Raw genomic sequence first — 24308 nt, 5'->3', positions numbered from 1 at the left:
CGACCCTATACCCGCCAGAGATGCTAATCGATCAGTACTGACTCACTGAATACGAATACGGCGCGCCTTTGGTTCAACCCTCGGCGAAAGTTTTCGTGAGCTCGCCGATCACCGGGTCCCACAGCTGCTCGGGCAGCTCGTGGCCCATGCCGTCGAAGGTCACCAAGCGCGCGCCGCGGATGGCCCGCGCCACCGCGCGCCCGCCGGAAGGCCGCATCAGCTTGTCGGCCAGGCCGTGGATGACCACGGTGGGCGCGGTGATCTGCCGGTCGTAGCGGACCAGGCTGCCGCTGGCCAGAACTGCGTTGAAATGCCGGGCGATCCCCCACGGGAAGTAGCTACGCTCGTAGCCTTCGATGGCTTCCTCGCGGATCCGCTGCTCGGGCGCCGGGTAGGCGGGGCTACCGATGATCCGGGTGACCCGCACGGCGTTGTCGACGATGACGTCGCGCGGCGAGTTCGGCGGCGGGCCCTGGATGACGGCGAAGAGCGCGCGCGGCGCCGGCGGCGGCAAGAAGCGGCGGTTGTTGCTGGAGAAGATCACCGCCAGTGACCGGGTTCTTGCGCTGTATCGGGCGGCGACGATCTGGGCGATCATCCCGCCCATCGAGGCGCCGACGACGTGGGCGCGCTCGATGCCCAGGTGGTCGAGGACGGCGACGGCGTCGTCGGCCATGTCCTCGAGCCGGTAGGGCGCGTTGCCGGGCAGGCCCAGCCAGAACCGGATCATCCGGGGAAGCTTGGGGCCGGACTTGACGCGCTCGGTCTTGGTGGACAGGCCGACGTCGCGGTTGTCGTAGCGGATGACGCGGTAGCCCTCGGCGACGAGTTTCTCGCAGAACGCCGTGCGCCACAGCAGCAGCTGCGCGCCCAGGCCCATGATCAGCAGGACAGCCGGGTCGTTCGGGTCGCCCATGTCCTCGTAGTAGAGGTCCACATCGGCGGACCGGGCGGTGCCTTTGCGGACCTGCACTAGACCTCCACGTCGCTTTGGTGTTCGCGGCTGACCTCGACCATGAAGTTGGCGAAGTAGCCGGTGAGCTGCGGATCGGACATCATCTGCCATTTCGGCGCCAGCAGCTTCATGTACCGCTCCACGTAGAGGAACTGCTTGCCGATCAGCACCAGCTCGCGGGGCAGCTTGACGTCGTAGGCGTCGGCCAGCGCGGAGAGCTGCCGGCCGATGTCCGCGTACGACATCTCACCCAGCGTCTGCATGGTCAGCGGGGTGGAGAACTTCTCCAGGTCCTTGGCGGCCTGCGCCTCGGGCTTGACCGTTCCCACGGCGCCCATCAGGACCACGATCTTGCCCGCCGCCGCGTGGTCCTTTTTGACCAGCAGCGCGTACACCAGCTCGCGCAGCAGCCAGCGGGTGCGCGGGTCGATGCGGCCCATGATCCCGAAGTCGAAGAACACGATCTTGCCGTCAGCGTCGACGTAGAGGTTGCCGGCGTGCAGGTCGCCGTGGAACAGGCCGTGCCGCAGCCCGCCCTCGAACAGGCTGAAGATCAGCGCTTTGACCAGCTCGACACCGTCGAACCCGGCCTTGCGGAGCTCGGCGACGTTGTCGATGCGAATGCCGTGCACCCGCTCCATCGTCAGCACCTTCTCGGTGGTGAAGTTCCAGTACACCTGCGGCACCCGGATGTTGCGGCCGAGCGGGGAGTGGTGCAGGTGCGAGACCCAGGCCTCCATGGACTGCGCCTCGAGGCGGAAGTCCAGCTCCTCGGCGAGGTTGTCGGAGAAGTCGGCGACGACGTCCTGGGCGGAGAGTCGCCGGCCCAGCTTGGCCAGTTCGACGGCTTGGGCGAAGCGTTTGAGGATCTGCAGGTCGGCGGCGACCCGGCGGCGAATCCCGGGCCGCTGGATCTTGACGACGACCTCCTCGCCGCTGTGCAGGGTCGCGTAGTGCACCTGGGCGATGGACGCCGACGCGAACGGCTCGTCCTCAAAGCTGGCGAACAGCTCTTTCGGGTCCGCGCCGAGTTCTTCGACGAAGAGTTTGTGCACCTCTTTCGGGTCGGCCGGCGGCACCCGGTCGAGCAGCCCGCGGAATTCCCGCGACAGGTTTTCGCCGAACGCGCCCGGGCTCGAGGCGATGATCTGCCCGAACTTGACGTAGGTGGGGCCCAGGTCGGAGAAGGTTTGGGGGAGCTGCTTGATCACCTTCTGCTGCCAGGGGCCGCGGCCGGGGAGCTTCGTGACGACGCGGGCGGCGGTGCGTGTGAGCTGCCAACCCGTCGCGCCGATGCGGGCCGCTTCGACCGGCAACGGCACCCGGTCAAGCTTGGCGAGCTCGCGATGATTGTTGGAACTCATCAGTGCAGTGTGCCAAATGTGCCAGGTCCACTCGCCGCGAGCGTGCGCAGTTGTACGTGTTTTGCCGCGTTTTGACGTGCAAACGCGCACGTTCGCGGCCTAAGAGGCTCGGCGCGCGAAGTTCTCCTGCAGCGTCTCGACGATCGGGCGCCACACCGGTTCGGGCAGGTCGTGGCCCATGCCGTCGACCACGACGAACCGTGCGCCGCCGATGGCGGCGGCGAGCGCCCGGCCGTTGCGCGGGCGCACCATCGGGTCGTGTGAGCCGTGGATCACCACCGTGGGCGCGGTGATCGCCTTGGTGTAGGCCAGCAGGCTGCCGGTGCCCAGCAACGCGTCGACCTGGCGCAACCGGCCGGGCGGATAGTTAGAGCGCTCGGCGAGCTGCTCGACGCGCTTGCGCAGCTCGTCGGCCGGCGGCAGGAAGTGGGGGCCGTTGAACACCGCGACGTTGCGTGCCTCGTAGGCCAGCTTGTCCTCGTCGGAGGCGTCCTTGCCCGGCGCGTCGAACCTCAGCTTGATGACCCGCCAGGCCGGCAGCGCCGAGAACGGCTTGCCGGTGGCAGACATCACGAGGCCCAACGAGGCGACGCGCCGCGGCTCGGTGGCGGCAAGGATCTGGGCGATCATGCCGCCCATCGAGGCGCCGACGACGTGGGCGCGGTCGATGTCGAGGTGACCGAGCAGCGCGACGACGTCGCGCGTCATGTCAACCAGCGTGTAGGGCACCGGGCTGGTCCGGCCCAGGACATAGCGCCACGCCCGCCGGTAGACCGAGCCCTCGGCGCGCAGCCCGTGCAGCTTGGCCGACAGGCCGGTGTCGCGGTGGTCGAACCGGATCACCCGGTAGCCGGCGTCGACCAGCCGCGCGCAGAAGCCGTCGGGCCACATCGGAAGCTGCGCGCCGAGGCCCATGATCAGCAGCACCGGCGGAGCCGCCGGGTCGCCGAGGTCCTCGTAGTACAGCTCGACGTCGCCTCGTGTGAGGCCGCTACGCGTCAGCACTTTTGCGCCAGGGCGTCACCCACGGCCGGGGTTCCCAGTTCTCCAGGCCGGCGATCAGCTCGTACATCGTCGCGCCGTCGATGGCTTCCCGGATGATGTCGGCATGCCCGGCGTGGCGGGCCAGCTCGTTGATCACATGCAGAATCACCCAGCGCACCGACCACGCCTCAAGTCCTTCAGGGAACCACGGAATATCTTGGGGGACAGGAACTTTCGCATCCAGATCCGCGGTCTCCACCAGCCGCAGCGATTCTGCGTTCTGCGCCCTGAACGCGTCCAGCAGCCCGGTCAGCGTCTCGTCGGGCCGCATCACGTGCTGGTCGCCGTACTCCTTGGCGATCTCCTCGAAGGGCCGGGGATCCTTGGGCGGCGCGTCCGGCGCGGCCGCGACCCGCGCCATCCAGGTGCGTTGCATGCCCGTGGCGTGCTTGACCAGCCCGCCGATCGACAGCGCGCTGACCGTCGGCGTGGATCGGGCCTGTTCGTCGGTGAGCCCGTAGGACACCGCGAAGTATGCGCTTTGGTGATAGGCCAGGTACTCGCGCAGCGCGCTGCGTTCGTCGGCGACGGGCGGGGCAAGAGCGGGCATGCGTCAGTGCTTATCACGCCGTGATCCCGAGCCGCTCGATGAGTACCAGAAACGCCACTGCGAAGTCGTTGCCTACGGTGTCGGCGCGCACCCGGTACCAATCCACCTGCTCGCGGACGGCGCGCACCGACGGCAGCAGCGACGCGAAGTCGCAATGGTGTTCGGTCAGCGCGCACAACTTCTGGATCACCACCTGCGTCGGTGCCAGCACCGGCATCCGGATGGCCAACACGTCGCGCTCCTGGCCCGAACCGACCAGGTCCGCATCGACCGGAACGCCGTTGATCCGATGCAGCACGTCGACGACGGCGTTGTCCACGCATGCTTTGAACAGCCAGTCCTCCGGCGTGCGGTCGATCGTGAAGCCGGCCTCGGCGAGTGTCTTGACGGCCACTTCGACGTCGGACTCGGCGACAATCAGGTCCACGTCGTGCACCGGTTCGGGCGCGCCGTACACCCACAGCGCGTAGCTGCCGGCCAGCGCGAACTGCGGTCCGTGCGCCTTGAGCGCCGAGGCCGCGCGCCGCAGTGCCTCCCGCAATTCGTCATTGGATGCGAATACGGTCATGGTGGGTAGGTAGTACCCATGCGGATGGCGACGTTCAACATTTTGCACGGCCGCAGCATGCACGACGGCGACGTCGACGTGAACCGGCTCGCCGACTGCGTCCGGCGGTTGGACGCCGACGTGCTGGCGCTGCAGGAGGTGGACTGCGATCAGCCGCGTTCGGCGAGGGCCGATCTCACCGCCGTCGCGGCCGAGGCGATGGGCGCGGTCAGCCACCGGTTCGTCGCGGCGATCGCCGGGACGCCGGGGGCGACCTGGATGGCCGCCACCGGCGACGAGCAGCCCGGCACCGCCGCTTACGGGATCGCCTTGCTGTCCCGGTATCCGGCGCTGAGCTGGCAGGTGCTGCGGCTGCCGCGGATCCCGCTGAAGTTCCCGATGTATCTGCCCGGGCCGGGCCGGGTGCAGATCGTCGACGAAGAGCCGCGGGCGGCGGTGCTGGCCCGGCTCGACACCGACCTGGGCGAGCTGACCGTCGCCAACACCCACCTGTCGTTCGTCCCTGGCTGGAATCGGGTGCAGCTGCGGCGGCTGATCCGCGACCTGCGCGGCTTCCCCGGCCCGCGGGTGCTGATGGGCGACCTCAACATGAGCCCGCCCACACCTCAGCGCTGGACTGGCATGCGCCCGCTGGCCGCCGCCAAGACGTTCCCGATCGATGCGCCCGACCGGCAACTCGACCACATCCTCACCGACGACGCCCGCCTGCTCGTCGATTCGTGTGCGACGCCGCCGTTGCCGATTTCGGATCACCTACCGGTCGTCGTTGACGTGACGAGGGCGAGCGCAACCTCGTAGGGTGCGGGAGTGCAGGTCATCGCTGCAGAGTCGACGGAACTGTTCGTCGGCCCGCCGGACGCACCGCTGCAACTGGCCCGGATCATGGTCAGCGGCTGCGCCGAGCCGATCCCGATATGGGTCGACGGCGCCGGACTGGCCGGCGAAGCGCGGATCGAGGCCGGCCAAACTATTGTCGAAGTGCCTGTGGCGGTTGACAATCCGGTGGTCGGTGAGCGGCGCACCGCGCGGGTGCACGCCGACGACAGCTCGCTGGGGTTCGCGTTCACCGTGGCCGAGCCGGGCTGGACGATGTTCATGATCAGCCACTTCCACTACGACCCGGTGTGGTGGAACACCCAGGGTGCCTACACCAGCGAGTGGCGCGAGGATCCGCCGGGCAGGTGCCGGCAGGCCAACGGCTTCGAGCTGGTGCACGCGCATCTGGAGATGGCCCGTCGCGAGCCCGAGTACAAATTCGTGCTGGCCGAGGTGGATTACCTCAAGCCGTACTGGGACACCCATCCGGAGGATCGCGCCGACCTGCGGCGGTTCATCGACGAGGGCCGCGTCGAGATCATGGGCGGCACCTACAACGAGCCCAACACCAACCTCACCAGCCCCGAGACGACGATCCGGAACCTGGTGCACGGCATGGGTTTTCAGCGTGATGTGGTGGGCAGCGACCCGGCCACCGCCTGGCAGCTCGACGTGTTCGGCCACGACCCGCAGTTCCCGGGGATGGCCGCCGACGCCGGCCTGACGTCGAGTTCGTGGGCACGTGGGCCGCACCACCAGTGGGGTCCGATGCACAGCGACGGCGGTCTTTCGGGCATGCAGTTCTGCAGCGAGTTCGAGTGGATCGCCCCGTCCGGGCGCGGCCTGCTCACTCATTACATGCCCGCGCATTATTCGGCCGGCTGGTGGATGGACGAAGCCACGTCGCTGGCCGACGCCGAGCAAGCGACCTACCGGCTGTTCGAGGATTTGCGCAAAGTCGCCTTGACCCGCAACGTGCTGCTGCCGGTCGGCACGGATTACACGCCACCGAACAAGTGGGTCACCGAGATTCACCGCGACTGGGCTGCGCGCTACACCTGGCCGCGGTTCGTGTGCGCGCTGCCATCGGAATTCTTTGCCGCCGTCCGCTCCGAGCTGGATAGCCGCGGGCTGGCGCCGTCGCCGCAGACCCGGGACATGAACCCGATCTACACCGGCAAGGATGTGTCGTTCATCGACACCAAGCAGGCCAACCGGGCAGCCGAGCACGCGGTCCTGGAGGCCGAGCGATTTGCCGTGTTCGCAGGTGTTTTGGGCGGTGTCGAGTACCCGCAGGCGGCGCTGGCCAAGGCGTGGGTGCAGCTGGCATACGGTGCCCACCACGACGCCATCACGGGCTCGGAATCCGACCAGGTCTACCTTGACCTGTTGACCGGCTGGCGCGACGCGTGGGAACTCGGCCGCGCTGTCCGGGACAGGTCCCTGGCGGTGCTGTCCGGCGCGGTTGACGGCGACGTGGTCGTGTGGAATCCGTTGGCGCACAACCGGACCGACGTAGTCACCGTCCCTGTCAGCAGCGGCATCATGACTTCCGACGGAGCAGAGGTGCCGTCGGTTGTCGACAATGGCTCGGTCACGTTCGTGGCCCGCGACGTGCCGTCACTGGGGTGGCGGGCGTATCGAGTGGCCGCCGGCTCGCCTGGTGCCTGGGAGCCGTTGGCCGGCAACCAAATTGCCAACGACCACTACCGGCTGGCCGTGGACCCGGCACGCGGCGGCGGGGTGTCGACACTACGAGTTGGCGGCCGGGAGCTGATCGCCGACGGCCGGGTGGGCAACGAGCTTGCCGTCTACGAGGAATACCCCGCTCATCCGACCGGCGGCGAAGGCCCGTGGCACCTACTGCCCAAGGGGCCGGTGGTGTGCTCGTCGGAAGCCTCGGCCGACGTGCAGGCGTATCGCAGCCCCGTCGGCCAGCGGCTGGTCGTGCGCGGCCGGATCGGCACGCTGCTGCGCTACACCCAGGTGCTGACCTTGTGGCAGGGAATTGCCCGGGTGGACTGCCGTACGACAGTGCACGAGTTCACCGGCGCTGACCGCCTGCTGCGGCTGCGCTGGCCGTGTCCGGTGCCCGGCGCTATGCCGGTCAGCGAGGTCGGTGACGCCGTCGTCGGGCGCGGTTTCGCGTTGCTGCACAACGGCGATCGGTCGGTCGATACGGCGGAGCATCCGTGGACGCTGGACAACCCCGCCTACGGCTGGTTCGGGCTGTCGTCGGCCGTGCGGGTTCGCTTGGGCGACCACGTGCACGCGGTGTCGGTGGCCGAGGTGGTGTCGCCCAGCGAAGCGTGGTCGGGTGAGTTGGCCCGCGAACTGATGGTGGCGCTGGTCCGTGCCGGGGTCACCGCCACCTGCAGCAGCGCCGACAAGCCACGCTACGGCTACCTCAACGTCGACTCCAATCTCCCCGACACCCGCATCGCACTGGGCGGGCCGGGCCAGAATGCGTTCACCAAAGCCGTTCTGGCGGCTGCAGATCCGGCGTACAGCGTCGAGCTGGACCGCCAGCTCGCCGAGACCGGTCGGGCCCGGGTCTGGGTGCCGGCAGCGGCACCGCTGGCGACGACATGGGTGCCCGACGCCGACCTGCGCGACCCGCGGGCGCTGCCGGTACTGGTGATCGCCGGCCGTGACGACACCGACCTCGGCCCCGCGATCGCGTCGGTGACCGACGATCTCGCCGACGCCGAAATCGTTGTCACCCAACAGGCCCCGTCGGGGATGCAGCCGTTCGATTCGCGCACCGTCGCCCTGCTCAACCGCGGGGTACCCAGTTTCGCCGTCGACGCCGACGGCACACTGCACACCGCGCTGATGCGATCGTGCACCGGGTGGCCGTCCGGCGTCTGGACCGACGAACCGCGCCGCACCGCGCCGGACGGGTCCAACTTTCAGCTGCAGCACTGGACCCACACCTTCGACTACGCGCTGGTCTCCGGGACCAGCGATTGGCGCCAAACCCAAATCCCCTCGCGTAGCGCAGAATTCGGGCATCCACTGCTCGCGTGTCTCGGGGCAACCGGTGGCCTGCCAGCGACCGGCTCCCTGTTGCAGATCGAGCCCGCCGGCGCCGTGCAGCTCGGCGCGCTGAAAGCCGCGGGCAACCCGCTGGCCCGCGGCAGCGCCCGACCCGTCGACCCTCATTCGATCGCCCTGCGGCTCGTCGAAATGCACGGCGCCGCAACCAAAGTCGACATACGCTCGCCGCTCGGCACGCTCTCGGAGCTTCGACCGGCCGACCTGCTGGAAACACCCCGGCAGCATCGACACCTCACCGCGCTGCACGGCTACCAGATCGCCACTGCGCTGGCTCGACTCGATATGGCCAGGATTTCCGGCGGCACCGCCCACGGGCTGGATGCCGAGAATGCCCAACCGCTGTATGCCCGGTACTGGCTGCACAACCGGGGGCCGGCCCCGCTCGGCGGCCTGCCTGCCGTCGCTCACCTGCACCCGCAGCGGCTCAACGCCGCCGGCGACGAGGTCGTTCTGCGCCTGACCGTGGCCAGCGACTGCACCGACGCACCGATGACGGGCCGCGTCGCACTGCGCTGCCCACCCGGCTGGACGGCCACGCCCGCCGAGCTGCCATTCACCTTGCAGCCCGGCGAATACCGGGAAACCGATGTGAGGGTGGCGATTCCACCACGCGCCGAACCCGGGCTATACCCGCTGCGGGCACAGCTGCACGTCACCGGCGATGATGTGCCGCCCGCCTGGCGCCAGGTGGTCGAGGACATCGCCGTGGTGACCGTCGGCGGCGTCGACAGCCGGCTGGCCTACTTCGTCGACGAGCTGTCCGACATCGACGTCAGCGCAGGCGATTCGGCACGGTTGACCGTCACCGTCGGCACCGAGGCATGCGCGGAGCTGGCGCTGGAGGCCCACCTGATCAGCCCGTGGGACACCTGGGAATGGCTCGGCCCGGCCACGCAAGGCGCGGTGCTGCCCGCGCGCGGCGCCGTCGAGCTCGGCTTCGACGTCGGGCCGCCTGCCCGGGTCGAGCCGGGCGAGTGGTGGGCGCTGGTCCGGGTGGGCTGCGCCGGCCACCTGCTCTATTCGCCCGCGGTAAGGGTGACGGTCCGATGATCGTCGCAACCGTCGGCGGCGCCGACGTCCCGGTCGACGAGGTCGACGCCCGCGAAGCCCGGCTGCGCGACAGCCCCTTGGCGGCAGCGCTGCCCAAGGCGGACACCAGCGAGGGACGCCAACTGCGGCGCTGGCTGACCCAGCTGATCGTGACCGAGCGGGTGATCGCCGCCGAGGCCGCCGCGCTCGACCTGACCGACGCGGACGCACCCACCGAGTCCGAGTTGCTGCCCGATGCGACGGCCCGCCTCGAGATCGGCAGCGTGGCCGCTGCGGCACTGGCTAACCCATTGGCGCGTAAGGTATTCGCTCGCGTCACGGCGGACGTCGACGTCAGCGACGCCGACGTCGCCGCCTACCACGCCCGCAACCCGCTGCGATTCGCCACACCAGCGCCCACCCGCGACGGCTGGCGCGGCCCCGCCACTGCGCCGTCACTAGCGGACGTTCGCCCGCAGATCGCCGACCATTTACGAGCCGCCGCGCGCCGCAAGGCGTTTCGGGTCTGGCTGGATGCTCGCCGGGCCACGCTGGTGCGGCTGGCCCCCGGCTACGAGCATCCCGGCGATCCGCGCCAACCCGACAACACCCACCGGCACTGACCACCGCATGCTCACCCTGGTTCTCGACATCGGCGGCACCAAGATCGCGGCCGGGCTGGTCGATTCCGTTGGCACAGTGGTGCATTCGGCCAGACGCCCGACACCAGCCCGCGACGTGTGGGCGGTGGTCGAGGCGATGATCGCCGAGGAGATCGCCGTCGCCGGCGGTGCGGTCGGCGGCGTCGGTGTGGCGTCGGCCGGGCCGATCGACCTTGCCGCCGGGACCGTCAGCCCGGTGAATATCGCAGGCTGGCGCGGATTCCCGCTGCGGGACAGGGTCGCAGCCGCGGTGCCGGGTGTGCCGGTCCGCCTCGGCGGCGACGGGCTGTGCATGGCACTCGGTGAGCATTGGCGCGGCGCGGGCCGCGGCGCACGCTTTTTGCTCGGCATCGTGGTGTCCACCGGCGTCGGTGGCGGACTGGTGCTCGACGGCGCGCCGTATCACGGCCGCACCGGCAACGCCGGTCATGTCGGTCACGTCGTCGTCGACCCGGACGGCCAGCCGTGCTCGTGCGGCGGTCACGGCTGCGTCGAGACCGTCGCGGCCGGCCCGTCGCTGACGCGCTGGGCGCAGGCCAACGGCTGGTCGGGCGCCGATGCCGTGGCCCTGGCCGAGGCAGCCGCGGCCGGAGACCCGTTGGCGCTGCGCGCATTTCAGCGCGGCGCCGATGCACTGGCCGCGATGATCGCCTCGGTGGCGGCGGTCTGCGACCTAGACGTGGTGGTCGTCGGCGGGGGAGTGGCCAACGCCGGCGGGGTGCTGTTCGACCCGCTGCGCGCGGCAGTGGCCGGTCATGCGGGCTTGGACTTCATTCGCGACTTGCGGGTGGTACCGGCTGCTCTCGGCGGCGATGCCGGTCTGGTCGGGGCCGCCAGGCTTGCCGACCGCTGACCGCGGCGCTGCATGTGCTTTCGGCCCCAGTCGCACAGCGACGCGAGCACTGGGCCAAGGGTCAAACCGTAATCCGAAATCGAATAGTGGACGCAGGGCGGGACAGTGCGCGCGTCATGGCGCTCGATGATTCCGTCGTCCACGAGCTCGTGCAGATGGCGGATCAGCATCCGCTCGGTGATGCCCGGAATGCTGCGCCTCAACTCGGCGGTCCGCATCGGGCCGTCGCAAAGTCGCCACAGGATCGTCCCTTTCCAACGGCCGTCGATCACCGACAGCGCTGCGTCGATCGGGCAGTCGCTCTCGACCTTTTTCGACACCGCCATCGCAACTCCCATGCTGACTAATTTGTCAGTACCTTGATTTTTGTCAGCTTAGCAACCAGAGTCGCCGACATGACAGAAATCCTCGAAATCCTCGCCGTCTTGGTCACCGGCTCGTTGGTGGGCGCCGAGTTCTGCGTCGCCGCGTTCACCAACCCGGTGTTCGCCGGCCTGCCCGACGACGCCTTCCGCGCGGCGCGCAGCGACGCCAGCCGGCTGCTCGGCAGGGTGATGCCGTTCTGGTACCTCGGGGCGCTGGCGGCGTTGGTCTTTGTCACGGCAGTCGCGCGCAGCTGGCTCACCGGGATCGCCGGCGTGCTGATGGCCGCCGTCGTCGTGCTGTCGGTGACGATGCTGGTACCGATCAACAACCGCATCGGTGCGGGAGACTTCTCCCGCGAATTGGCGCGCCGCTGGGACCGCCTGCACTGGCTGCGGGTGGCGCTTCTGGCGGCGATTTTCGTCTTGCTGGCCGCCGCCTGTTTTGGCTGATCGCGGCGCAAACGCTATTGTGGTGGCCGATCCACCGAAGACCGTCGGTCACCGAGCAATCGGTTGAAGGTCCGGGAATTCCCGGCGGCCCACGCAGGAGGACGAGGCACGCCGATACTGCACGCCCCGACCGCTTCCTGCGTCGGGGCGTTCGTCGTTTCCGGGCCGTAACGCCAAGGAGGTATGCATGGCCCGGGCTGACAAAGCCACCGCCGTTGCAGACATCGCCGAGCAGTTCAAGGCATCCACTGCGACCCTGATCACCGAATACCGGGGTCTGACGGTGGCCAACCTGGCCGAGCTGCGCCGGTCGCTGGCCGGGTCGGCCACCTACGCGGTCGCCAAGAACACGCTGATCAAGCGGGCCGCCACCGAGGCGGGCATCGAAGGCCTCGACGAGCTGTTCGTCGGGCCCACCGCAATCGCATTCGTCACCGGCGAGGCCGTCGACGCCGCCAAGGCGATCAAGACCTTCTCCAAGGACCACAAGACGCTGGTCATCAAGGGCGGCTACATGGACGGTCGCCCGCTGACCGTCGCCGAGGTCGAGCGCATCGCCGACCTGGAGTCGCGCGAGGTGCTGCTGGCCAAACTGGCCGGCGCGATGAAGGCCAACTTGTCCAAGGCGGCCGGCCTGTTCAACGAGCCGGCATCGCAGGTGGCCCGCCTTGCTGCGGCGCTGCAGGAGAAGAAGTCCGCCGAGACATCAACCGAATAACCCACACCACCGAGGAAGGACCCACAACCATGGCCAAGCTGTCTACTGACGAGCTGCTCGACGCTTTCAAGGAGCTGACCCTCCTGGAGCTCTCGGAGTTCGTGAAGAAGTTCGAGGAGACCTTCGAGGTCACCGCAGCCGCTCCCGTCGCCGTCGCGGCCGCCGCTCCTGGCGCTGCCCCGGCCGCGGCCGAGGCTGCCGAGGAGCAGTCGGAGTTCGACGTCATTCTCGAGGGCGCCGGCGACAAGAAGATCGGCGTCATCAAGGTCGTCCGCGAGATCGTCTCGGGCCTGGGCCTCAAGGAGGCCAAGGACCTGGTCGACGGCGCGCCCAAGCCGCTGCTGGAGAAGGTCACCAAGGAGGCCGCCGACGAGGCCAAGACCAAGCTCGAGGCCGCCGGCGCCACGGTCACCGTCAAGTAGTTCGACTCGTCGAAAGCCCCCGGGATCGCCTAAGGCGTCCCGGGGGCTTCGCGTATCGCCAGCCGCTGCGACTCTTCCACGCGCTCGCGCGAATCGCCCAGCGCGACAAGCAGATTCGTCGTCATCCCGGCCAGCACCGGCCCGACGGCAGCGCCGCCGTCGCCGCAGTAGCCCGCCAGTTCCAGCATCACGAAACCGTGGATCGCCGCCCAGAACTGCGCGGCGATGGCCACCACCGACGCATCGTCGTCGGCCGAACCTGCGGTGATCCGGCCCGCCACCATCGACCGGTGCACCGGGCGCACCACGCGCGCGAAGCTCGGGTAGTGCTCGCTGATCTCGGCCACGCTCAGGCTCACGACGTTGTGCGCCGGCGCATTGATGCCGTGCGCGCTGGTGCTGCCGAACATCAGCCGGTACATGTGCGGATGCTCTAGCGCGAAGCGGCGGTAGGCGATTCCGGTGGCAACCAGATCGGCGACCGGATCCGAGGTCTCCGGCACGGTCAGCGCGTCGGCGAATTGCCGCAGACCCTCCTCGGCCAGCCCGGCGATCAATGCCCGCATCCCGCCGAAATGGGTGTACAGCGCCATCGTCGACGTCCCGGCCGCGCCGGCGATCTTTCGGGTCTGCAGCGCGTCGGGTCCCTCGTCGTTGAGCAGCCTGACCGCGGCGTGCACCAACTCGTCGCGCACGCTGCGTTGGGCCTGCGGGAAATTCATCGTTGCCATCCTGCCACTGCACGCGTACTGTCCCTATAACACCATAATATCAACGTTATAGGAGCTAGACGTGACGACTACGGCCACCACTGCATCCGCCAATCCGTATCTCGAGGGTTTCCTGGCGCCAGTGCGCGCCGAGGTGACGGCGACCGATCTGCCGGTCACCGGTCACATCCCCGAACACCTCGACGGTCGCTATCTGCGCAACGGGCCCAACCCGGTTAGCGAGGTCGACCCGGCCACCTACCACTGGTTCAGCGGCGACGCCATGGTGCACGGGGTAGCGCTGCGCGACGGGCAAGCCCGCTGGTACCGCAACCGCTGGGTCCGCACCGCTGCCGTGTGCAAGGCCCTCGGCGAGCCCACGCCCGCCGGGCTCAACCCGCAAGCCGGGATGCTGTCCGTCGGTCCCAACACCAACGTGCTCAGCCACGCCGGGCAAACCCTGGCGCTGGTCGAGGGAGGCGGCGCCGCCTACCGGCTGACCGAGGAACTCGACACCGTGGGGACGTGCGACTTCGACGGCACCCTGGCCGGTGGTTACACCGCTCACCCGCACCGCGACCCGGCTACCGGCGAATTGCATGCCGTCTCTTACTCTTTCGCGCGCGGACACACCGTGCAGTACTCGGTGATCGACACCCGGGGACGGGCGCGACGCACCGTCGACATCGCGGTGAGCGGGTCGCCGATGATGCACGACTTCTCGCTGACCGACAAGTACGTCGTGATCTACGACCTGCCGGTGACCTTCGAAGCGCTGCAGGTGCTGCAGGCGACCGTCCCGGGCTGGCTCGGCCTGCCCGCCCGGCTGGTGGTGCAGTCGCTGCTCGGGCGCGTCAGGATGCCCAGCCCGGTCACCGCGATGATCAACCGCAATCGCCAGCCCATCCACCAGATGCCCTACGGCTGGAATCCTCACTACCCGGCGCGCATCGGCGTCATGCCGCGCGAGGGTGGCAACAACGACGTCAGATGGTTCGAGATCGAACCCTGCTACGTCTACCACCCGCTCAACGCGTACTCGGAAACGCGCGACGGCGCCGAGATCCTGGTGCTCGACGTGGTGCGATACCAGCGCATGTTCGATCGCGACCGGCGGGGCCCGGGCGACAGCCGGCCCAGCCTGGACCGCTGGACCATCAACCTGGCGACCGGAGCGGTGTCCGCCGAATGCCGCGACGACCGCTCGCAGGAATTCCCCCGGATCAACGAGGGCCTGCTGGGCGCCAAGCACCGGTTCGGCTACACCGTCGGCCTCGACGGCGGATTCCTGGACGAAGCTTCCGAGATGACGTCGGCGTTGTACAAGCACGACTACGCGACCGGATCGGCCACCAGCGCCGCACTGGACCCCGGCCTTTTGCTCGGCGAGATGTCTTTTGTACCGAACCCGGCCGGTCGGTCCGAGGACGACGGCATCCTGATGGGCTACGGCTATCACCGCGGTCGCGACGAGGGTCAGCTGCTGCTGTTCGACGCCCAAACCCTCGAGTCGGTGGCCACAGTGCACCTGCCGCAGCGGGTGCCGATGGGCTTTCACGGCAACTGGTCGCCGCGCGTCTAAGTAGAGGTGACACACCTACCCGCGGGTAGCCAGCGATAGGCGTGTTGCCGCTCGCCCGCGTAAGCTAAAGTGACTGAAACCACAGGCCAGTCGGCAACGTCACCGGGAGGATTCGCATGGGCAAGGCAATCCGGGTTGAAGGACTCACCAAGTCCTTCGGATCCCAGCGAATCTGGGAAGACGTCACGATGGATATCCCGCCGGGCGAGGTCAGCGTGTTGCTGGGCCCGTCTGGTACCGGTAAATCGGTGTTCTTGAAGTCGCTGATCGGGCTGCTGCGCCCGGAGCGTGGCTCGATCATCATCGACGACGTCGACATCACCGAGTGCTCGGCCAGGGAGCTCTACGAGATCCGCACGCTGTTCGGGGTCATGTTCCAGGACGGTGCTCTGTTCGGGTCGATGAACATCTACGACAACACCGCGTTCCCGTTGCGCGAGCACACTAAGAAGAAGGAAAGCGAGATCCGTGACATCGTCATGGAGAAGCTGGCGATCGTCGGTCTGGCCGGTGATGAGAAGAAGTTCCCCGGTGAGATCTCGGGCGGTATGAAAAAGCGTGCCGGGCTGGCCCGTTCGCTGGTGCTCGACCCGCAGATCATCCTCTGCGACGAGCCGGATTCCGGTCTGGACCCGGTGCGTACCGCGTATTTGAGCCAGCTGCTGATCGACATCAACGCCCAGATCGACGCCACGATTTTGATCGTTACGCACAACATCAACATCGCGCGCACGGTGCCGGACAACATGGGCATGCTGTTCCGCCGCAAGCTGGTCATGTTCGGCCCGCGTGAGGTGTTGCTGACGTCCGACGAGCCCGTCGTCAAGCAGTTCCTCAACGGGCGGCGGATCGGGCCGATCGGTATGTCGGAGGAAAAGGACGAGGCCACCATGGCCGAGGAGCAGGCCCACCTGGAGGCCGGCCACCACGGCGGTGGTGTCGAGGAGATCGAGGGCGTGCCGCCGCAGATCACCGCCACCCCGGGCATGCCGGAGCGCAAGGCCGTCGCCCGCCGTCAGGCCCGCGTCCGCGAGAACCTGCACCTGCTGCCCAAGAATGCGCAGCAAGCCATCCTCGAGTCCCTCGAGGGCAGCGCCCAGGACTACCCGGCGCACGAGCGGGACTTCGGCGGCGAGGACCGTGGCCGCCACCGCGACTACGACGCGCCCACCGAGACCATCCGCACGCAATAGTCGGGCCACGCCGCGGCAGTGCCGGGAAGGAGTTCTCGCTGACAAGTTGGCGCGTCAACCCTTGACGGACGAGCCGGAAGGGGTCAGTCTGTTGGGCAGCATGTGTGCAGGGGAATCCCGAAGCGGCGGCCAGCGCCCGGATCGCCGAGGTTCCCGAGCACGGTAGTTGAGGAATGCGCAGTCCTGCGCTATCGTTGGACGTTGCGCTGGCTGCCTCCTGCCCATCTCACCCGCCACTTGACACCGTGGTCCTAGCCTGAGCCCGTTTCCGGCTCAGCGATCTAGCCGCGTGCGTGAGATTTGGACAGTTCGTCCGCCAGCCGAACCGACACAGTTATCGCGGCGAAAGGTCCGGTGGCCGCCGGCTCCCGTTAGTCGCACGAGGTGCTGGAAGGATGCATCTTGGCAGTCTCCCGCCAGAGCAAGACAAACCGTCAAACTTCCTCCAATAGCTCCGTTCCCGGAGCACCCAACCGAATTTCTTTTGCGAAGCTGCGTGAACCGCTCGAGGTCCCCGGCCTGCTGGACGTGCAGACCGACTCGTTCGAGTGGCTGATCGGCACGCCGGAGTGGCGTGAGAAAGCGGCCGCCCGCGGCGACGTCGCGCCCAAGGGCGGGCTCGAAGAGGTGCTCGACGAGCTCTCGCCGATCGAGGACTTCTCCGGCTCGATGTCGCTGTCCTTCTCCGACCCGCGCTTCGACGAGGTCAAGGCGCCCGTCGACGAGTGCAAAGACAAGGACATGACGTACGCGGCCCCGCTGTTCGTCACCGCGGAGTTCATCAACAACAACACCGGCGAGATCAAGAGCCAGACGGTGTTCATGGGCGACTTCCCGATGATGACCGAGAAGGGCACGTTCATCATCAACGGGACCGAGCGCGTCGTCGTCAGCCAGCTGGTCCGCTCTCCCGGTGTGTACTTCGACGAGACCATCGACAAGTCGACCGAAAAGACGCTGCATTCTGTCAAGGTGATCCCCAGCCGCGGCGCGTGGCTGGAGTTCGACGTCGACAAGCGCGACACCGTCGGTGTGCGCATCGACCGCAAGCGCCGCCAGCCGGTCACCGTGCTGCTCAAGGCGCTGGGCTGGACCAACGAGCAGATCACCGAGCGGTTCGGCTTCTCCGAGATCATGATGTCGACGCTGGAGAAGGACAACACCGTCGGCACCGACGAGGCACTGCTGGACATCTACCGCAAGCTGCGCCCGGGCGAGCCGCCCACCAAGGAGTCCGCGCAGACCCTGCTGGAGAACCTGTTCTTCAAGGAGAAGCGCTACGACCTGGCCCGGGTGGGCCGCTACAAGGTCAACAAGAAGCTCGGCCTGAACACCGAGAGCCCGATCACCACCACGACGCTCACCGAAGAGGACGTCGTCGCCACCATCGAGTACCTCGTGCGCCTGCACGAGGGCCACGCCACGATGACCGTCCCGGGCGGTGTCGAGGTGCCGGTGGAAACCGACGACATCGACCACTTCGGCAACCGGCGCATCCGCACGGTCGGCGAGCTGATCCAGAACCAGATCCGGGTCGGCATGTCGAGGATGGAGCGGGTGGTCCGCGAGCGGATGACCACCCAGGACGTCGAGGCGATCACGCCGCAGACCCTGATCAACATCCGCCCGGTCGTGGCGGCGATCAAGGAGTTCTTCGGCACCAGCCAGCTCTCGCAGTTCATGGACCAGAACAACCCGCTGTCCGGGTTGACCCACAAGCGTCGCCTGAACGCGCTGGGCCCGGGTGGTCTGTCGCGGGAGCGGGCCGGGCTGGAGGTCCGCGACGTGCACCCGAGCCACTACGGCCGGATGTGCCCGATCGAGACCCCGGAAGGTCCGAACATCGGTCTGATCGGGTCGCTGGCGGTGTACGCCCGGGTCAACCCGTTCGGCTTCATCGAGACCCCGTACCGCAAGGTGGTCGACGGCCGGGTGACCGACGAGGTGGTGTACCTGACCGCCGACGAGGAGGACCGCCACGTCGTCGCGCAGGCCAACTCGCCGATCGACGACGAGGGCCGGTTCACCGAGGACCGCGTCCTGGTCCGCCGGAAGGGCGGCGAGGTCGAGTACGTGTCGTCGTCCGAGGTCGAGTTCATGGACGTCTCGCCGCGCCAGATGGTGTCGGTGGCCACCGCGATGATCCCGTTCCTCGAGCACGACGACGCCAACCGGGCCCTGATGGGTGCCAACATGCAGCGCCAGGCGGTTCCGCTGGTGCGCAGCGAGCGTCCGCTGGTCGGTACCGGCATGGAGCTGCGCGCCGCGATCGACGCCGGTGACGTCGTCGTCGCCGACAAGAGCGGCGTGGTCGAGGAGGTGTCGGCGGACTACATCACCGTGATGGCCGACGACGGCACCCGGCAGAGCTACCGGTTACGCAAGTTCGCCCGGTCCAACCACGGCACCTGCGCCAACCAGCGTCCGATCGTGGACGCCGGCCAGCGTGTCGAGGCCGGCCAGGTGATCGCCGACGGACCGTGCACCGACAACGGCGAGATGGCGCTGGGCAAGAACCTGCTCGTGGCGATCATGCCGTGGGAGGGCCACAACTACGAGGACGCCATCATCCTGTCCAACCGCCTGGTGGAGGAGGACGTGCTGACCTCGATTCACATCGAGGAGCACGAGATCGACGCCCGTGACACCAAGCTGGGCGCCGAGGAGATCACCCGGGACATCCCGAACGTCTCCGACGAGGTGCTGGCCGACCTCGACGAGCGCGGCATCGTGCGCATCGGCGCCGAGGTCCGCGACGGCGACATCCTGGTCGGCAAGGTCACCCCGAAGGGTGAGACCGAGCTGACCCCGGAGGAGCGGCTGCTGCGGGCGATCTTCGGCGAGAAGGCCCGCGAGGTCCGCGACACCTCCCTGAAGGTGCCGCACGGCGAGTCCGGCAAGGTGATCGGCATTCGGGTGTTCTCCCGCGAGGACGACGACGAGCTGCCCGCCGGTGTCAACGAGCTGGTCCGCGTCTACGTGGCCCAGAAGCGCAAGATCTCCGACGGCGACAAGCTGGCCGGCCGGCACGGCAACAAGGGTGTGATCGGCAAGATTTTGCCCGTCGAGGACATGCCGTTCCTCCCGGATGGCACGCCGGTGGACATCATCCTGAACACCCACGGTGTGCCGCGACGGATGAATATCGGGCAGATCCTGGAGACCCACCTGGGGTGGTGTGCGCACAGTGGCTGGAAGGTCGACGGGAAGCCCGACTGGGCGTCCAAGCTGCCGGAGGAGCTGCTGGAGGCCGAGCCGAACAAGATCGTCTCGACGCCGGTGTTCGACGGTGCCCGCGAAGAGGAGCTGCAGGGCCTGCTGTCCTCGACGCTGCCCAACCGCGACGGCGATGTGCTGGTCGACGGCGACGGCAAGGCGATCCTGTACGACGGGCGCTCGGGTGAGCCGTTCCCGTACCCGGTGACCACCGGCTACATGTACATCATGAAGCTGCACCACCTGGTGGACGACAAGATCCACGCCCGCTCGACGGGGCCGTACTCGATGATCACCCAGCAGCCGCTGGGCGGTAAGGCGCAGTTCGGTGGCCAGCGGTTCGGCGAGATGGAGTGCTGGGCCATGCAGGCCTACGGCGCGGCGTACACGCTGCAGGAGCTGTTGACCATCAAGTCCGACGACACGGTCGGCCGGGTCAAGGTGTACGAGGCGATCGTCAAGGGCGAGAACATTCCCGAGCCGGGCATCCCCGAGTCGTTCAAGGTGCTGCTCAAGGAGCTGCAGTCGCTGTGCCTCAACGTCGAAGTGCTCTCCAGCGACGGTGCGGCCATCGAGATGCGCGACGGCGACGACGAGGATCTCGAGCGCGCTGCGGCGAATCTGGGAATCAACTTGTCCCGCAACGAATCTGCGTCCGTTGAGGACTTGGCCTAATTTGTTTTCTAGTTCTGCAACCCGAAAGGGAGTTACGTGTTAGACGTCAACTTCTTCGATGAACTCCGCATCGGCCTGGCCACCGCGGACGACATCAGGCAGTGGTCCTACGGCGAGGTCAAGAAGCCGGAGACCATCAACTACCGCACATTGAAGCCGGAGAAGGACGGCCTGTTCTGCGAGAAGATCTTCGGACCGACTCGCGACTGGGAGTGCTACTGCGGCAAGTACAAGCGGGTGCGCTTCAAGGGCATCATCTGTGAGCGCTGCGGCGTCGAGGTGACTCGCGCCAAGGTGCGCCGTGAGCGGATGGGCCACATCGAGCTGGCCGCGCCGGTGACCCACATCTGGTACTTCAAGGGTGTGCCGTCGCGGCTGGGCTACCTGCTGGACCTGGCACCCAAGGACCTCGAGAAGATCATCTACTTTGCGGCGTACGTGATCACGTCTGTCGACGAGGAGATGCGGCACAACGAGCTGTCCACGCTCGAGGCCGAGATGGTCGTCGAGAAGAAGGCGGTCGAGGACCAGCGCGACGCCGACCTGGAGGCCCGCGCCCAGAAGCTCGAGGCCGACCTGGCCGAGCTGGAGGCCGAAGGCGCGAAAGCCGATGCGCGGCGCAAGGTTCGCGACGGCGGCGAGCGGGAGATGCGCCAGATCCGCGACCGGGCCCAGCGCGAGCTGGACCGGCTGGAGGACATCTGGAACACCTTCACCAAGCTGGCCCCCAAGCAGCTGATCGTCGACGAGAACCTCTACCGCGAGCTCGTCGACCGCTACGGCGAGTACTTCACCGGCGCCATGGGTGCGGAGTCGATCCAGAAGCTCATCGAGAACTTCGACATCGACGCCGAGGCCGAGGCGCTGCGCGAGGTCATCCGAAACGGCAAGGGGCAAAAGAAGCTTCGCGCTTTGAAGCGTCTGAAGGTGGTGGCTGCGTTCCAGCAGTCCGGCAACTCGCCGATGGGCATGGTGCTCGACGCCGTCCCGGTGATCCCGCCGGAGCTGCGTCCGATGGTGCAGCTCGACGGTGGCCGGTTCGCCACGTCCGACCTGAACGACCTGTACCGCCGGGTGATCAACCGCAACAACCGGCTCAAGAGGCTGATCGACCTCGGTGCGCCCGAGATCATCGTCAACAACGAGAAGCGGATGCTGCAGGAGTCGGTCGACGCGCTGTTCGACAACGGCCGCCGCGGCCGCCCGGTCACCGGGCCGGGTAACCGTCCGCTGAAGTCGCTTTCGGATCTGCTGAAAGGTAAGCAGGGCCGGTTCCGCCAGAACCTGCTCGGTAAGCGTGTCGACTACTCCGGCCGTTCGGTCATCGTGGTGGGCCCGCAGCTCAAGCTGCACCAGTGTGGTCTGCCCAAGCTGATGGCGCTCGAGCTGTTCAAGCCGTTCGTGATGAAGCGGCTCGTCGACCTCAACCACGCGCAGAACATCAAGAGCGCCAAGCGGATGGTGGAGCGTCAGCGTCCGCAGGTGTGGGACGTGCTCGAGGAGGTCATCGCCGAGCACCCGGTGCTGCTGAACCGCGCACCCACCCTGCACCGGCTGGGTATCCAGGCCTTCGAGCCGATGCTGGTGGAGGGCAAGGCAATTCAGCTGCACCCGTTGGTGTGTGAGGCGTTCAACGCCGACTTCGACGGCGACCAGATGGCGGTGCACCTGCCGCTGAGTGCCGAGGCGCAGGCCGAGGCCCGCATCCTGATGCTGTCCTCCAACAACATCCTGTCGCCGGCGTCGGGCCGCCCGCTGGCCATGCCGCGGCTGGACATGGTGACCGGGCTGTACTACCTGACCACCGAAGTTCCCGGCGACAAGGGCGAATACGTCCCGGCCGCGAAGGACCGTCCCGAGTCGGGTGTGTACGCCTCGCCGGCCGAGGCGATCATGGCGATGGACCGTGGCGTGCTGTCCGTGCGCGCCAAGATCAAGGTGCGGCTCTCGCAGCTGCGCCCGCCCGCCGAGGTGGAGGCCGAGCTGTTCGGCGTGAATGGTTGGCAGCCAGGGGATTCCTGGATGGCCGAGACCACGCTGGGCCGGGTGATGTTCAACGAACTGCTGCCGGTGGGCTACCCGTTCGTGAACAAGCAGATGCACAAGAAGGTGCAGGCTGCGATCATCAACGATCTGGCCGAGCGCTACCCGATGATCGTCGTCGCGCAGACGGTCGACAAGCTCAAGGACGCCGGCTTCTACTGGGCCACGCGTTCCGGTGTGACGGTGTCGATGGCCGACGTGTTGGTGCCGCCGCGCAAGCAGGAGATCCTCGACTCTTACGAGGAGCGGGCCGACAAGGTCGAAAAGCAGTTCCAGCGTGGTGCTTTGAACCACGACGAGCGCAACGAGGCGCTGGTGGAGATCTGGAAGGAAGCCACCGACGAGGTCGGGCAGGCGCTGCGTGAGCACTACCCAGACGACAACCCGATCATCACGATCGTCGACTCGGGTGCCACCGGTAACTTCACCCAGACCCGGACGCTGGCCGGCATGAAGGGTCTGGTGACCAACCCGAAGGGCGAGTTCATCCCGCGGCCGATCAAGTCGTCGTTCCGGGAGGGCCTGACGGTGTTGGAGTACTTCATCAACACCCACGGCGCCCGAAAGGGCTTGGCGGACACCGCGTTGCGTACCGCCGACTCGGGTTATCTGACCCGTCGTCTGGTGGACGTGAGCCAGGATGTCATCGTCCGCGAAGCCGACTGCGGCACCGAGCGCGGCATCACCGTCGAGCTGGCCGAGCGTGCAGCCGACGGCACCCTGATCCGCGACCCGTTCATCGAAACCTCCGCATACGCCCGCACTTTGGGCACCGACGCGGTGGACGAGAAGGGCAACGTCGTCGTCGCCCGCGGGCACGACCTCGGTGACCCCGAGATCGACGCCTTGCTGGCGGCGGGCATCACTCACGTGAAGGTGCGGTCGGTGCTGACCTGTGCCACCGGCACCGGCGTGTGCGCGACCTGCTACGGGCGCTCGATGGCGACCGGCAAGCTGGTCGACATCGGCGAAGCGGTGGGAATCGTTGCCGCACAGTCGATCGGCGAGCCCGGCACCCAGCTGACCATGCGCACCTTCCACCAGGGTGGTGTCGGTGAGGACATCACCGGTGGTCTGCCCCGCGTGCAGGAGCTGTTCGAGGCCCGGGTGCCGCGCGGTAAGGCGCCGATCGCGGACGTCACCGGCCGGGTGCGCCTGGAGGAGGGCGAGCGGTTCTACAAGATCACGATCGTCCCCGACGACGGCGGCGAGGAAGTGGTCTACGACAAGCTCTCCAAGCGGCAACGCCTGCGGGTGTTCAAGCACGAGGACGGCACCGAGCGGCTGCTCGCCGACGGCGACCACGTCGAGGTGGGCCAGCAGCTCATGGAAGGCTCCGCCGACCCGCACGAGGTGCTGCGCGTGCAGGGCCCGCGCGAGGTGCAGATCCACCTAACCAAGGAGGTCCAGGAGGTCTACCGGGCCCAAGGTGTGTCGATCCACGACAAGCACATCGAGGTGATCGTCCGGCAGATGCTGCGCCGGGTGACGATCATCGACTCGGGTTCGACGGAGTTCCTGCCCGGTTCGCTGATCGACCGCGCGGAGTTCGAGGCCGAGAACCGTCGGGTGGTGGCCGAGGGCGGCGAGCCCGCCGCCGGTCGCCCGGTGCTGATGGGTATCACCAAGGCGTCGCTGGCCACCGACTCGTGGTTGTCGGCGGCGTCGTTCCAGGAGACCACGCGAGTGCTGACCGATGCGGCGATCAACTGCCGCAGCGACAAGCTCAACGGTCTGAAGGAGAACGTGATCATCGGCAAGCTGATCCCGGCCGGGACCGGGATCAGCCGGTACCGCAACATCCAGGTGCAGCCGACCGAGGAGGCCCGGGCCGCCGCGTACACGATCCCGAGCTACGAGGATCAGTACTACAGCCCGGACTTCGGCCAGGCCACCGGTGCCGCGGTCCCGCTGGACGACTACGGGTACTCCGACTACCGGTAACCCCTCTCGCCCGAGCGTGAATCTGGCGACGCGCTCCCCGCGTGTCGCGTCGTCGGATTCACACTCGGCGGGGATGAGCGCACGCACTA

At 67.7% G+C, this 24308-nt stretch carries 18 protein-coding genes; 11 read left to right on the top strand and 7 right to left on the bottom strand.

The features are described from left to right. Nucleotides 1–73: 73 nt before the first annotated feature. The 5 genes from G6N47_RS03410 to G6N47_RS03390 all read right to left on the bottom strand — a co-directional run bounded on the left by G6N47_RS03410 (nt 74) and on the right by G6N47_RS03390 (nt 4481). Nucleotides 74–973: an alpha/beta fold hydrolase gene (locus G6N47_RS03410; RefSeq protein ID WP_083130194.1), complete on the bottom strand. Its 900-nt coding sequence runs from the start codon at nt 971–973 to the stop codon at nt 74–76. Then, nucleotides 973–2319: an ABC1 kinase family protein gene (locus G6N47_RS03405; protein WP_083130193.1), complete on the bottom strand. Its 1347-nt coding sequence runs from the start codon at nt 2317–2319 to the stop codon at nt 973–975. The genes G6N47_RS03410 and G6N47_RS03405 overlap by 1 nt, the downstream gene beginning before the upstream one ends. A gap of 99 nt (nt 2320–2418) precedes the next feature. Continuing rightward, entirely contained in the window at nt 2419–3324 is a 906-nt protein-coding gene (locus tag G6N47_RS03400; RefSeq protein ID WP_083130192.1) for an alpha/beta fold hydrolase, read from the bottom strand. Next, on the bottom strand, nt 3311–3913 hold the full coding sequence (locus G6N47_RS03395) for a DinB family protein (RefSeq protein ID WP_083130510.1): 603 nt from the start codon (nt 3911–3913) through the stop codon (nt 3311–3313). The genes G6N47_RS03400 and G6N47_RS03395 overlap by 14 nt, the downstream gene beginning before the upstream one ends. 13 nt (nt 3914–3926) lie before the next feature. Further along, nucleotides 3927–4481, bottom strand: a complete 555-nt coding sequence (locus G6N47_RS03390; protein WP_083130191.1) for a nucleotidyltransferase — start codon at nt 4479–4481, stop codon at nt 3927–3929. Between the two features lie 18 nt (nt 4482–4499). Here G6N47_RS03390 and G6N47_RS03385 point away from each other — a divergent pair, with 18 nt between their 5' ends. The 4 genes from G6N47_RS03385 to G6N47_RS03370 are packed head-to-tail and all read left to right on the top strand — an operon-like array spanning nt 4500 to nt 10901. Continuing rightward, nucleotides 4500–5279, top strand: coding sequence for an endonuclease/exonuclease/phosphatase family protein (locus G6N47_RS03385; protein WP_083130190.1), 780 nt, complete (start codon nt 4500–4502; stop codon nt 5277–5279). 9 nt (nt 5280–5288) lie between these two features. Next, on the top strand, nt 5289–9407 hold the full coding sequence (locus tag G6N47_RS03380) for a glycoside hydrolase family 38 N-terminal domain-containing protein (RefSeq protein ID WP_083130189.1): 4119 nt from the start codon (nt 5289–5291) through the stop codon (nt 9405–9407). After that, complete coding sequence (locus tag G6N47_RS03375; protein ID WP_083130188.1) at nt 9404–10009, top strand: DUF7158 domain-containing protein; 606 nt, start codon at nt 9404–9406, stop codon at nt 10007–10009. The genes G6N47_RS03380 and G6N47_RS03375 overlap by 4 nt, the downstream gene beginning before the upstream one ends. Nucleotides 10010–10016: 7 nt before the next feature. Then, nucleotides 10017–10901, top strand: a complete 885-nt coding sequence (locus G6N47_RS03370; RefSeq protein WP_083130187.1) for an ROK family protein — start codon at nt 10017–10019, stop codon at nt 10899–10901. On the opposite strand, the gene G6N47_RS03365 is transcribed toward G6N47_RS03370, so the two are convergent. After that, on the bottom strand, nt 10802–11239 hold the full coding sequence (locus G6N47_RS03365; RefSeq protein WP_232080111.1) for a winged helix-turn-helix transcriptional regulator: 438 nt from the start codon (nt 11237–11239) through the stop codon (nt 10802–10804). The genes G6N47_RS03370 and G6N47_RS03365 overlap by 100 nt on opposite strands. 57 nt (nt 11240–11296) lie before the next feature. Here G6N47_RS03365 and G6N47_RS03360 point away from each other — a divergent pair, with 57 nt between their 5' ends. The 3 genes from G6N47_RS03360 to rplL all read left to right on the top strand — a co-directional run bounded on the left by G6N47_RS03360 (nt 11297) and on the right by rplL (nt 12856). Beyond that, nucleotides 11297–11716 (top strand): DUF1772 domain-containing protein, encoded by a 420-nt coding sequence (locus G6N47_RS03360; RefSeq protein WP_083130185.1) that lies wholly within the window; start codon nt 11297–11299, stop codon nt 11714–11716. Between the two features lie 187 nt (nt 11717–11903). Further along, nucleotides 11904–12434 (top strand): 50S ribosomal protein L10, encoded by a 531-nt coding sequence (gene rplJ, locus G6N47_RS03355; protein ID WP_083130184.1) that lies wholly within the window; start codon nt 11904–11906, stop codon nt 12432–12434. Between the two features lie 29 nt (nt 12435–12463). Continuing rightward, on the top strand, nt 12464–12856 hold the full coding sequence (rplL, locus tag G6N47_RS03350; RefSeq protein ID WP_045385028.1) for a 50S ribosomal protein L7/L12: 393 nt from the start codon (nt 12464–12466) through the stop codon (nt 12854–12856). A 29-nt stretch (nt 12857–12885) separates the two neighbouring features. Here the strand turns inward: rplL and G6N47_RS03345 are convergent, their stop codons facing one another. Next, entirely contained in the window at nt 12886–13587 is a 702-nt protein-coding gene (locus G6N47_RS03345) for a TetR/AcrR family transcriptional regulator (protein WP_083130183.1), read from the bottom strand. 61 nt (nt 13588–13648) lie between these two features. Between G6N47_RS03345 and G6N47_RS03340 the strand changes: the two genes are divergently transcribed. The 4 genes from G6N47_RS03340 to G6N47_RS03325 all read left to right on the top strand — a co-directional run bounded on the left by G6N47_RS03340 (nt 13649) and on the right by G6N47_RS03325 (nt 24219). Then, nucleotides 13649–15148, top strand: a complete 1500-nt coding sequence (locus G6N47_RS03340; RefSeq protein ID WP_083130182.1) for a carotenoid oxygenase family protein — start codon at nt 13649–13651, stop codon at nt 15146–15148. 116 nt (nt 15149–15264) lie between these two features. Continuing rightward, nucleotides 15265–16341: an ABC transporter ATP-binding protein gene (locus tag G6N47_RS03335; protein WP_083130181.1), complete on the top strand. Its 1077-nt coding sequence runs from the start codon at nt 15265–15267 to the stop codon at nt 16339–16341. A gap of 402 nt (nt 16342–16743) precedes the next feature. Further along, entirely contained in the window at nt 16744–20232 is a 3489-nt protein-coding gene (gene rpoB, locus G6N47_RS03330) for a DNA-directed RNA polymerase subunit beta (RefSeq protein WP_372517497.1), read from the top strand. Between the two features lie 36 nt (nt 20233–20268). Then, nucleotides 20269–24219, top strand: coding sequence for a DNA-directed RNA polymerase subunit beta' (locus tag G6N47_RS03325; protein WP_083130179.1), 3951 nt, complete (start codon nt 20269–20271; stop codon nt 24217–24219). The last annotated feature ends 89 nt before the right edge of the window (nt 24220–24308 follow it).

The sequence above is a fragment of the Mycobacterium branderi genome (assembly GCF_010728725.1).
Taxonomy (GTDB): Bacteria; Actinomycetota; Actinomycetes; order Mycobacteriales; family Mycobacteriaceae; genus Mycobacterium; species Mycobacterium branderi.
This window is presented reverse-complemented; position numbering and strand designations above follow the sequence as displayed.

Coding starts and splice junctions, on each gene's coding strand:
- G6N47_RS03385 (WP_083130190.1), top strand. CDS start 4,500: ATGCGGATGGCGACGTTCAACATTTTGCACGGCCGCAGCATGCACGAC.
- G6N47_RS03365 (WP_232080111.1), bottom strand. CDS start 11,239: ATGGGAGTTGCGATGGCGGTGTCGAAAAAGGTCGAGAGCGACTGCCCG.
- rplJ (WP_083130184.1), top strand. CDS start 11,904: ATGGCCCGGGCTGACAAAGCCACCGCCGTTGCAGACATCGCCGAGCAG.
- G6N47_RS03405 (WP_083130193.1), bottom strand. CDS start 2,319: ATGAGTTCCAACAATCATCGCGAGCTCGCCAAGCTTGACCGGGTGCCG.
- G6N47_RS03370 (WP_083130187.1), top strand. CDS start 10,017: ATGCTCACCCTGGTTCTCGACATCGGCGGCACCAAGATCGCGGCCGGG.
- G6N47_RS03375 (WP_083130188.1), top strand. CDS start 9,404: ATGATCGTCGCAACCGTCGGCGGCGCCGACGTCCCGGTCGACGAGGTC.
- G6N47_RS03345 (WP_083130183.1), bottom strand. CDS start 13,587: ATGGCAACGATGAATTTCCCGCAGGCCCAACGCAGCGTGCGCGACGAG.
- G6N47_RS03335 (WP_083130181.1), top strand. CDS start 15,265: ATGGGCAAGGCAATCCGGGTTGAAGGACTCACCAAGTCCTTCGGATCC.
- G6N47_RS03395 (WP_083130510.1), bottom strand. CDS start 3,913: ATGCCCGCTCTTGCCCCGCCCGTCGCCGACGAACGCAGCGCGCTGCGC.
- G6N47_RS03390 (WP_083130191.1), bottom strand. CDS start 4,481: ATGACCGTATTCGCATCCAATGACGAATTGCGGGAGGCACTGCGGCGC.
- rplL (WP_045385028.1), top strand. CDS start 12,464: ATGGCCAAGCTGTCTACTGACGAGCTGCTCGACGCTTTCAAGGAGCTG.
- G6N47_RS03360 (WP_083130185.1), top strand. CDS start 11,297: ATGACAGAAATCCTCGAAATCCTCGCCGTCTTGGTCACCGGCTCGTTG.